We start from the raw sequence: 7770 nt of genomic DNA, 5'->3' as shown, positions 1-7770 counted from the left end.
ACGCAGTACGTGACTGTCACCTCCGTGACCGGCAGTGAGCAGGCCGCCCGCTACGCGGACCAGGCCGAAGCCGCGCCGTCGCAGGGTGTGAGCGCCGTGCGTTGGTACGAGGGCCAGGTCGAGGATGTGGCGTCCGTGCACGCCGTTACTCCCGCGCGTTGGTACGCGGACCAGGTCGAGGCCGCGGCGTCCGTGCACGCCGTTACTCCCGCGCGTTGGTACGCGGACCAGGTCGAGGCTGCGGCGTCCGTGCACGTTGTCACTCCCGCCCGTTGGTACGCGGACCAGGTCGAGGCTGCGGCGTCCGTGCACGTTGTCACTCCCGCGCGTTGGTACGCGGACCAGGTCGTCTGGTCCCAGAACCACAGCTGACACGAGCCGAGCCGAGCCGAGCCGCCCCACTCCGCAACGGCGGCACCTGCCCGGACAACAGCACGGCCGCACCCCCGGCCGACCGCCATCCCGGACCACGCCCCCCACAGCGCCCCGCACCCGCACCCGCACCCAGCGCCCCGCACCCGCACCCGCATCGAGACGGACGACCACCGCACGCAGGACGAAGGCACTCCGGCCCCCAGCGCCAGCGCCCGCCAAGGCCGATTACGGCCAGGCCCGCACCCGCACCCGCACATGAACTTCGCCGGCCGCATGCCGGGCCGACCGCTTGCCCGTACGACGTGACATCCCGCCGGACCGAGCAGGTCCCCCCCCCACGCCGGGCCGGTCCCCCGCGAAGCGCAAACCGCAAACCACGCCCCGCCCGGTCCCGCCCGACTGTCCCGGCATTCACCCGGAACCCACCGGACCCCGCTCACGCAACCCACTTCGACGCCCTCGCGTCCCACTCCACGACGGACGGCCGCTGATCACCGGGGAGAGTACGTGGCGAAGAAGGACATGACGACGGAGGCGGCGAGGGAGAAGGACCGCGAGAAGTGGATGGCGCGTTTCCAGGTACGGCTGGCCATGCAGCCGGGCGTGGACCGGGCGGTCGTGCTTCAGGCGGTCAAGGACGTCACGGCGCACTGTGCGGAGACGGGAGAACACCCACGGTCTGCCTTCGGTGACCCGGACGCCTACGCCGTGCAGACCGCCACGCGCCTGGTGCCCGCGGACCGGGCAGCGCGCGCGAGGCGGCACAACGCCGTCGTCGACGCACTCGACTCCGTCGCGAAGAGAGCCGGGGACATCGCCGGACTGTGACCGCGACCGCCTTCCTTGGCCTTCGCCACGCCCTGCCGGGGCCGAACGCCTGACCTCCGTCGCCGACGGCCGGCACGGCATGTGCGGCCGGCCGAGGGGCTGGTCATGCGACGGTGTGGTCGACTCGCCCAGAGCCGGTCGGGTCCGTGATGGGCCTACCGGGGCGGACCCGACTGCTGGGCCGGGAACATCCGTACCGCTGCCGTGGTTGGACAAGCCGTGGTGGTGAAGGGGACAGTGTCCCCGGGCCTCACCCATAGCCCATGAGGACGATCGTTCGGCTGAAGCCTCATGGAGCCTTTCGCCGCGTAGGCGACCGCCCTTCACGACCACGTACGTCAACATCAGCCCCGGCCGGGACCGACACCGGCCGGGGCTGATTGCGTATCGATCACACGGGCGCCGCGGCGTGGAGAACGGAGGCGGGGGTGAGGGCTATGCGGGGCACGATGTCGGCGCGCGGGATGCGGCCACCGGCCGGATGTGTCGCGGGCGACGTCCGCTCCGACTTCCACCTTCCACCATCGGTTCGGGCTGTGTCGGCCTGACGTCCAGGGTTTCCCGGATGCCCATCCGGTGGACAACGGTCACTCCGTCGACGGATGCCCGCCCTGTGCCACCGCGAGGAGTCTGACAACCGCAGCGCATGGGCCCCGGGGGAGGACGGCGTTGCGGCCGATGCACCGCAGCTGCCCGTGACCGTCGTGGCGGCCTGGCACACGTACGGGGGACAGGCCGGTGAACCGGCGACCGCGACGAAGACCGCTCCGGTGGTCTCGCGGACCTTGCACTTCACTCGCCTTCTGGTGAGTACCACGTGCCCGCCCGTCCGCGATTTGTCGGCGCTACGGTGTGGGAACGCACGCCCAGCACGGCAGGAGACCATCGTCCATGACAAAGGATTCCGTCTCGATCGAGCCGTTGGGCCTCGGTGAAGAGCACACCTTGGGGGAGTTCCATCGGGTGCAGCGAGAAGCGCAGGCCGTGGACCTCCCGGATGGCCCTTCGTCCTGCCGGAAGGCCTTCCTCGGGCAGATGATTCATCCGCGGCCCGGGACCTCCGTGTCGGCCTGGGGCGCTTGGGCGGAGGGTCTGCCGGTGGGATTGTGCGCGATCGGCGTGCCCGAGGCCGGCCGACGACGGACCGCCGACGTCGTGCACTTCGCGGTTCATCCCCATGCCCGCCGCGTGGGCATCGGAAGCCGCCTCCTGGCCACCGCCACCCGCCACCTGGCAGGACTCGGTGTCCAGAAGATCAGCGTTTTCACGTCCGGCCCCATGCACGGCGCGGGCCCGGGTGAGGCGTTCGCCGAGGCCACCGGGGCGGCATGCAGCCTGCGCTATCAGCGGATGTCGCTGCGCATGGCCTCGACCGAGCCGATCGCCTACAGCGATAGCGGTGCGGGATATGAGCTGCTGCATTGGCGGGGCGGCGTCCCCACCGGGCACCGGGAGGCGTTCGCCGAGATGTCGTCCCGTCTCGCAGCCGAAGAAGCCGCGCGTTCCGGCGGCGACCAGGTGCCTGAAAACTTCGACGAAGACAAGGTCCAAGAGCTGTACTCCGTGCTTCACGCGTGGGGTTACCGCACCTATCTGACCGCCGTACGGCACCGGCGCACGGGCCTGCTGGTCGGATACTCGGCGCTCGGCATGGCCGACTCGCACCAACGGCATGCGAGCCAGTGGGACACCATCGTGCTTCCGGGTCACCGAGGTCACGGCCTGGGAGCGGTCCTCAAGCGTGCGAACCTGTCGTGGACCGCTGAACACGAGCCCGAACTGGCGACCGTGGCGACCTGGAACGCGGTCGGGAACGCCGCAATGCTTCACGTCAACGAGTCGTTCGGGTTCCGCGCCGACCAGAGCGGAGCACTTTGGGAATGGACCCTGTGAAGCCGCCGAAACACCGATGGTCATGGTGCTCGTCTCCGGCCGTTTCGTCGGTCGTCTATTGATGGTCGTCGTCAGGTGGCCGCGCGCCCGTCGGTCGGGACGCGTTCAGGTGGCTGCACGGGGCTCCCGGGGAGAACGGGCGCGGACAAAGCGCGGATCTTCCTGGAGTCCGGCGGCTTCCCCCGTACCGCACCGGAACCGGACAGCGCCGAGTACCGGATCGCCGTGGAGAGTCTCGAGGCCCGGTTCGCGACCTGTGCCTGGCGTGACCCTCTCGACCCGGACAGGGTGCTGGGCGACTCGACGGCCACCGCGGCCAATTGGGCCGGCAACGTGGCGATCGTGACAGCCGTTCAGTTCAGGGCAAGTACTCGATCAGCCGGTCCACCAGCTCGGCCGGGCGGGACAGCGCCACCAGGTGACCGCCGGGGATCTGGTCGATGTCGATCCCGAGGCGGTCGCGGGCCACTCGGCGCTGGAACTCCAGGGGGAAGAACCGGTCTCCAGCGGCGACAAGTACGCGTGTTGCCACGTCAGGCCACCGCTCGATGTCACAGGGCTGGCTGAACGCGATGTCGGCCTCAGGCCGCTCGTGCGCCGCACCGGCGGCAACGATCTCGTCCGGCACGTCGTGAAGGAAGTAGGTGGCCAGGTCGAACTCGGGGGTGTACCCGCCTGTTTCGGCTGCGGTGACGCGGGCCTCTGCCGATCCGGTGTTGTCCCACCACTGTCCGGGCGTCTCGCCCGGCAAAGGGATCATCGCGTTGACCAGTACCAGCAGATCCACCCGCACACGATCGCAGACCATCGGGGCAGTGAAGCCGCCCATCGACTGGGCCACCAGCACGACGTCATCATCGTTGCCGATCGAGGCGACCACAGCGTCCGCGTACTCAGGCAGCCCGACGCACCCGTCCGCGCCGGGCAGATCGACGGCGACTGCGTCGTGTCCGGCGGCCCGCAGCTCGGGGACCACGCGATGCCAGTACCAGGCCGCGCCGCCGGCCCCCGGAATCAAGACGAACTTGGTCATCTTCCGTACTCCTCGCTCCTCGCTTCGTGCCATGAGCATGGATCGTCGCGAACGCCGAAAGTCATCGGTGGAGACGACGTTCTGTCCCTACTGCCGCATTCGTACGGTGGCGGACGGTGTGTTGAAGATCAAGCATCGATGCATGGCGATCGCCTCCCGGGAGGCGGAGAAGGACCGGACGTGCTCAGCGGCACGTCGTAGGGGAGGAGCGGCCAGGGTCACGAGGTGTTGCTCCACCCAGTCGTGCTGGAATACGAGTCCAGTAGGTCCACCACGAAGACCAGGGTCGAGCCGCTCGGGATCAACGGCGAGGGCGACTGCTTGCCGTAGCCGAGACGCGGGGGAACGATGATCTCGCGCCGACCCCCGACCTTCATGCCCCTCACCCCCCGGTCCCAGCCCTTGATGACCTTGCCGCTACCCAGGGCGAACTTGTACGGCTGCCCCCGGTCCCAGGAGGCATCGAACTCCTTCCCGGACTCGAAGGTCACCCCGACATAGTGGACCTTGACCACCATGCCCGGCTTCACCTCCGCCCCGTCCCCGACGACCAGGTCCCGGACGGTCAGCTCGGTAGGCGCGTCACCCTCTGGAACGTCGACCTCGGGCTTCGTCAGTTCACTCATTGCGGTCTCGCTACTCTCCGTCGGAAGCCGTCGCAGGGACCGGCCGGACACATGGACACTCCATGCAGCAGATGGTCACGCTACCGAGAATGCCGGTTCCTGGAGTCGTTCGACGGTCCGGTGCGGAACGGGGTGCGTGTCGTCCGCTACGACAGTGACCTTCTGCCGCCGTGGGCGACCTGTCACTGGGCCAACGGTGCACAGAAGGGCTTCGTGAAGGGCTGGAGCGTTCCATCGGCCCTCATCCTCGCGGCCGACCTGACGGACATCGTCGAGCGCATCGCCTTGATGGCCGCCGGCATACCTCCGCCATGCCTCCATCCGTTCGGGAGAGGCCGAGAGGATCGGACATGACTCAGTGCTGGTCGCCGGTCTCCGCGCACTGCGGGTAGAACGCCTTCAGGCCCGAGCGCGGCAGTTCGACGGGGTTTCGCTGGTACACATCGACGGTGTACTTCGTGGTGGTGGCCGCGGTGGCGTCGGCGAGGCCCGTGTCCGCGCTGCCGAGGCGCGCCTCCGTCTGGTAGACGCCGTCGCCCGAGTAGGAGAACACGGCAAGGTCCGGGCGTGAGTTGTGGTCGTAGTCGGCCACGGCGACGCCGCGTGTCTCGACGAGGTCGAGGTGCCGGGAGTGCTGCCCGCGGCCGGACGCCGAGAAGGGCCCTGACACCAGCTGCGCCACAGTCGGCTCGATCGCGTCGTCCCCTTGATTCTGTCCGGTGGCCACCACGACCAGGTCGCTCCATCCGTCGCCGTCGAAGTCAGCCACCGCTCCGACCACGTCTTTCTCGCCCGAGCCCGAGCCGGAGCCGCTGACCAGCTTTCGCACGCCGACCGGAGTGCCGTAGCCCGTCTTCCTGCCGAAGGCGATGCCAAGTCGAGCACCAGTGTGAGAGGGGTCGGAGACGCGGTCGATACGGCCGTCGCCGTCCACGTCGGCCATGAGATCCCCGGACGGCGTCAGGCATGATGTGACCGTGGGCCTGCCCGTGGGATGCGGCGGCCTTTTCGCGGCAGACTCACCGCACGCGGTGAGGAGGGTCGTGACGGTCGCCCAGATGACCGCGTGGACGAACAGCCGTGGATGTCGTTCGGGTCGGATCGTTGTTCGCATGACGGCGACAAGGGCCTTTCGCGCAGCGGGACATGGGCGGGACGGAGGACCAGTGGAGCGGGCCCTTGCGACATGGGCTCAATCGCCGAGAATGCGGAGAGCCATCTCATGAAGACGGGGTGGCTGGGCGAAGCACCTTACCCTTCAGCCGGACCGCCTCGACGTCGAGCATGCGCTGCACGGTCCGCAGGACGATGTCGTCGATACGGCCGGCGTCGCGCAGGTCCGCGAGTGTGTCCCGCTTGACCTGGAGCAGGGCGAGTTCGAGTCTCCGTACGCTCTCCTGCCGGCGTGCGGTGGCCGGAGCGGGGGTCGTGCGGTCCTCGATGTCCTGGACCATGCGCCGGGTGTCCTGCTCGGCGACCCCGAACCGCTCGGCCAGTTCGGGCAGGGCGTGCAGTGCGGCGCCGCTCATCTGACGCCGGACCAGGGTGAGTTCGGTGCTCTTGCCGACGTCCTCGGGAAAGTGGGCCCGACGGACCACGGCCGGCAGCGTGGGCCCGAGGGCGGTGAGTGTGACGACGATGACGACGGCCGTGAGGAACACGACGGCGTCACGCTGTCCGACGACATGTCCCCCAGCGGTCGTGGCGGGCACGGTCAACGCCGCGGCCAGTGAGATGGCGCCACGCATCCCCGCCCACGCCAGCGGCAGGCGCTGGCGTCCGGTGATACGGCGCTCACGCTGCCGGGGACGGCGGTCCAGGAGCCTGACGAGATAGGGGACCGAGTAGAACCACGCGATCCGGGTCCCGATCACGGCGACGCTCACCGCCAGGGCGGCGAACAGTGCCCGGACCAGAGAAACGGATGTCAACGCCTCGACAGCTGAAGGCAGTTGAATTCCTACGAGGACGAACAGTGCGCTGTTGAGCAGGTAGCTGGCCACTTCCCAGAAGGCGACCGCCTGGATACGGGCGTCGGGACCGATGACCCGTGGGCCGAACCGGGTGGTCATCAGACCGCAGGTGACGACGGCGAGGACGCCGGACACGTGCAGGCGCTCAGCGGGCAGGTAGGACAGGAACGGTGTGGCGACGCTCAGCACGCTGTGCAGCAGCGGATCGGGCAGTCGGCGTCGGACCGGGATCAGGAGCAGGGCGACCGCGCCGCCGACCAGGATTCCGCCTGCGTAGGACTCGGCGAAGGCGAGCGCCGTGCCGGTCCAGGAGAAGGGCCGTTCGTCGGTGACGACATCGACGGCCACGGCCAGCAGGACCAGCGCGGTGCCGTCGTTGAGCAGGCTCTCGGTGCGCAGCACGGTCAGGATGCGGCGCGGCATGGCCCTTGCGACGGCGGCGACTGCCGCAGCGTCGGTCGGGGCCAGTACGGCGCCGAGGACGAAGGCGACGGGCCATCCGTAGCCCAGCACATGGGCGACGGCCGCGACGGCGCCGGCCGTCGCCAGGACCAGCCCGGTGGACTGGAGGGCGATGCTGCGGAAGTTGTCTCGGATCTCGCGGACCGAGGAGGTGAGCGCCTCCCAGTACAACAGGGCCGGCAGGAAGAGGAACAGAACGACCTCGGGGGACAGCGTGAACGACGCCAGGGGCGGTGTCAGTCCGACGAGGCAGCCCGCGCCAAGCAGCAGAAGTGGTTCACTCAGGCCCGTACGACGCGACAGCCAGCCCATCAGGAGGACCACGACGGCGACGACGGCGATCAGTTCCAGGCCTGCCATGACGGACTCCTTTGCCGTGACTGGGGATGGTGTGTGGGCGGGGGTGACTCCGTGCCGCGGCACGGACAGGGCGAGCAGGACGCCCTGGGTGAGCGCGGCGGCAACGATCCGGAGAATGTCATCGAAGTCCAGGCCGCTCGACGCGCCGCTGAGCTGAGGGCCGAGGCTCGCGTCGCTGACCATGCCGCGTCCGTAGAGGACGACGGCCGCGCCGCCTGGA

General features: G+C 69.3%; 7 protein-coding genes. 3 read left to right on the top strand and 4 right to left on the bottom strand.

Going from position 1 to position 7770, the window contains the following annotated elements; all coding sequences use genetic code 11:
• From ACFV2J_RS16275 to ACFV2J_RS16265, 3 genes are all read left to right on the top strand, one after another.
• A partial coding sequence (locus tag ACFV2J_RS16275) for a hypothetical protein (RefSeq protein ID WP_385439216.1) occupies positions 1-372 on the top strand: 372 nt, incomplete at its 5' end.
• 510 nt (positions 373-882) lie between these two features.
• Entirely contained in the window at positions 883-1203 is a 321-nt protein-coding gene (locus ACFV2J_RS16270; protein ID WP_385098503.1) for a hypothetical protein, read from the top strand.
• Between the two features lie 891 nt (positions 1204-2094).
• Positions 2095-3096 carry a GNAT family N-acetyltransferase gene (locus tag ACFV2J_RS16265; protein WP_385083833.1) on the top strand — a complete coding sequence of 334 codons (1002 nt, stop codon included), beginning with the start codon at positions 2095-2097 and terminating at the stop codon, positions 3094-3096.
• Between the two features lie 358 nt (positions 3097-3454).
• On the opposite strand, the gene ACFV2J_RS16260 is transcribed toward ACFV2J_RS16265, so the two are convergent.
• From ACFV2J_RS16260 to ACFV2J_RS16245, 4 genes are all read right to left on the bottom strand, one after another.
• Complete coding sequence (locus ACFV2J_RS16260) at positions 3455-4129, bottom strand: alpha/beta fold hydrolase (protein WP_385083834.1); 675 nt, start codon at positions 4127-4129, stop codon at positions 3455-3457.
• 218 nt (positions 4130-4347) lie between these two features.
• Complete coding sequence (locus ACFV2J_RS16255; protein ID WP_385083835.1) at positions 4348-4755, bottom strand: FKBP-type peptidyl-prolyl cis-trans isomerase; 408 nt, start codon at positions 4753-4755, stop codon at positions 4348-4350.
• 355 nt (positions 4756-5110) lie between these two features.
• Positions 5111-5698, bottom strand: coding sequence for an FG-GAP repeat domain-containing protein (locus ACFV2J_RS16250; protein WP_385083836.1), 588 nt, complete (start codon positions 5696-5698; stop codon positions 5111-5113).
• 277 nt (positions 5699-5975) lie between these two features.
• Positions 5976-7733 (bottom strand): Na+/H+ antiporter, encoded by a 1758-nt coding sequence (locus ACFV2J_RS16245; protein ID WP_385439211.1) that lies wholly within the window; start codon positions 7731-7733, stop codon positions 5976-5978.
• Between the last annotated feature and the right edge of the window lie 37 nt (positions 7734-7770).

The sequence above is a fragment of the Streptomyces sp. NPDC059668 genome, assembly GCF_042734135.1.
GTDB lineage: Bacteria > Actinomycetota > Actinomycetes > Streptomycetales > Streptomycetaceae > Streptomyces.
Note: the sequence above shows the minus strand (reverse complement) of the source record. Positions and strands in the feature narration are given on the sequence as shown.

Bases quoted from the DNA above. Each gene is read 5' to 3' on its own strand.
- ACFV2J_RS16265 (WP_385083833.1), top strand. From the start codon at position 2,095: ATGACAAAGGATTCCGTCTCGATCGAGCCGTTGGGCCTCGGTGAAGAG.
- ACFV2J_RS16260 (WP_385083834.1), bottom strand. From the start codon at position 4,129: ATGACCAAGTTCGTCTTGATTCCGGGGGCCGGCGGCGCGGCCTGGTAC.
- ACFV2J_RS16255 (WP_385083835.1), bottom strand. From the start codon at position 4,755: ATGAGTGAACTGACGAAGCCCGAGGTCGACGTTCCAGAGGGTGACGCG.
- ACFV2J_RS16250 (WP_385083836.1), bottom strand. From the start codon at position 5,698: ATGGCCGACGTGGACGGCGACGGCCGTATCGACCGCGTCTCCGACCCC.
- ACFV2J_RS16245 (WP_385439211.1), bottom strand. From the start codon at position 7,733: ATGGTCAGCGACGCGAGCCTCGGCCCTCAGCTCAGCGGCGCGTCGAGC.